Source organism: Armatimonas sp., from assembly GCF_043760365.1.
Taxonomy (GTDB): domain Bacteria; phylum Armatimonadota; class Armatimonadia; order Armatimonadales; family Armatimonadaceae; genus Armatimonas.
Genome location: NZ_JAYUPA010000052.1, coordinates 1 through 2,410, shown reverse-complemented (window position 1 = coordinate 2,410; position 2,410 = coordinate 1). Strand labels below are relative to the sequence as shown.

Here is a 2,410-nt window from a genome sequence, read left to right as displayed (position 1 = left end):
GCAGTTCCAGAGCTACCTCGATACTCTGGTGTAGTCGCGGAGCGACATCGTGGCCGAAGGCCAAAAGCGAAGCGAGCCTCCCACGTTTATGTGGGGTGGCTAACCGGGCGCTCTGGCGATACAACAGCTCTCAGAGTTGCAAAACGTTCTTATTTTAACCCGTGACGCTCCTGACCGTCCGCCGCTGCAAGTGACGCACGCGTTGATGGCGGCGAGTCTGCATGTCTGCCCACTGGCCTTTGATGCCGATGAAGATGAGTGGATCGGGGCATTTAATGGGGTTCCGCCGCATCTGATTGTCGCGGATCTCTCAGACAGCAGTGAGCTGTTTTTGCTCCGGAGCGCTCGGAGCCGATTGCTGGCGATCTGGGGAGAGGGCGTCCCGATCCCCCCCCTGCTGGCGCTCCTCACCCGGCGGCACTTGACTTCTCCAGAGCTACGCGCCTTTGTGGATGATTTTTTGCTGCCCCCCTACGAACCTGAGGAAGTTAAAGCTAGGGTCGCCCTGCTCTTTTTCCGCAAGCGCTCGGTCGAGGCGGGCGACATGCTTCACTTCGGCGGAATTCGACTGAGTCTGGGCGCGGGAAAGGTCTCCACAGCGGAGGGCAAGCCGCTGGCTCTCACGCCGCGCGAGTTTCAGCTTCTACGCTTTTTACTCACCCACCGGGGGCGACGCTACCCCCGTGAGCAGATTCTTGCGATGGTCTGGGGCGTGGACTATGAGGGTGGTGAGCGCACGGTGGACATCCATATCCGCAGGCTACGCGCCAAGCTCCCCCCCGAGACCGCCGAGCTTTTAGAGACACGGCGGGGACTCGGGTATGGGTTTCGGGTCGACTGAGAACTACCGGAGCGCCACCTTCAGGGCATCGTCGGCGTGGCGCAGGAAAACAAAGCTCAGCTCCGCGCGCACATCCTCCGGAAGATCGTCCAGATCTTTCTCGTTCTCGGCGGGCAGGAGCACGATACGGATCCCGGAGCGGTGCGCGGCGAGCACTTTCTCCTTGATCCCCCCAACCGGCAGCACCTTCCCCCTCAGTGTGATCTCACCGGTCATCGCCACATCGCGGCGCACGGGCCGACTTGAGATCGCTGACGCCAGTGCCACAGCCATAGTGACTCCCGCCGAGGGGCCATCTTTAGGAACCGCCCCTGCGGGGACATGGATATGAATATCCTTGCCCTTATCCGCATCCTCAGCAATTCCCAGAGTTGTCAGGCGCGAGCGCACAAAGGTCCACGCGGTCTGTGCCGACTCCCGCATCACCTCCCCTAGCTGGCCTGTGAGGGTCAGCTTGCCCTCGCCGCGTGTGGGAAGTACCTCGATGGTGATCGTGTCGCCGCCAGCCTCTGTATAGACCAGACCCGTCACTGCCCCCACTTCGTCGGCCTCCTCCATCTTGCCCCAGTCGTAGCGCGGCTTGCCCAGGAGTGTCTCCAGTATCGGCACATCCACCGCCACCACCGTGCTCTCGTCGCCCGCGATCTTGCGCGCCGCCTTCCGGCAGAGCGAGCCGATCTCTCGGTGGAGGTTGCGGACGCCCGCCTCACGCGTGTACTCGCGAATCAAGTGCACCAGACCATCATTAGAGAGCGTGAAGTTCTCCTCGCTCAGCCCGTGGCTCTCGCGCTGCCGGGGCAGGAGATGGTTTTGTGCAATCGCGCGCTTCTCACTCTCGATGTAACCCGAAAAATAAATAACCTCCAGCCGGTCACGAAGCGCCGGGGGGATCGTGTCGAGCAAGTTCGCCGTGGCGATAAAAAGTGCCTGTGAGAGATCAAACGGCACTTCAAGGTAGTGATCTGAGAACTCTTTGTTCTGCTCAGGATCCAGCGCCTCTAAAAGCGCGGAGCTAGGATCGCCACGAAAGTCATTGCCCAGCTTGTCAATTTCATCCAGCACGATCACGGGATTGCGGCTGCCCGCCTGCCGAATGGCCTGTAAAATCCGGCCCGGCATCGCTCCGACATAGGTTCGGCGGTGGCCACGAATCTCAGCCTCATCGCGCACTCCTCCCAGGGAGAGCCGCGCGAACTTGCGCCCCAGCGCCCGCGCCACCGAGCGCCCCAGGCTGGTCTTGCCGACACCCGGTGGCCCGACGAAACAAAGAATCGGTGCCTTGAGCTTGTCGCCCGCCAGCTTACGCACTGCAAGAAACTCCAAAATTCGTTCCTTGACTTTAGGCAAGCCGTAGTGGTCCTCATCAAGAATACGCTCCGCCTCCGTAATATCCAGGCGGTCGTCGGTGAGGGTGCTCCAGGGCATCGAGACCATCAGATCCAAATAGTTGCGCAGAACCCCGGCCTCAGGGCTCACCAGCGGAGTCTTCTCGAAGCGGTCCAGCTCTTTAAAAGCACGCGCCTCAATCTCCTCTGGCATCTTCGCGGACTGGATCTTCTCCCGGTACTC

2 protein-coding genes are annotated in these 2,410 nt (G+C 61.1%); one reads left to right on the top strand and one right to left on the bottom strand.

All coding sequences use genetic code 11. From position 1 onward, the window contains the following. Positions 1–136: 136 nt before the first annotated feature. A complete protein-coding gene (locus ACH2EH_RS01260) occupies positions 137–841 on the top strand; it encodes a winged helix-turn-helix domain-containing protein (protein ID WP_395138038.1) in 705 nt (234 codons plus the stop codon). Between the two features lie 3 nt (positions 842–844). On the opposite strand, the gene lon is transcribed toward ACH2EH_RS01260, so the two are convergent. Beyond that, the coding region (gene lon / locus ACH2EH_RS01255; protein ID WP_395138036.1) for an endopeptidase La at positions 845–2,410 on the bottom strand (1,566 nt) is incomplete at its 5' end.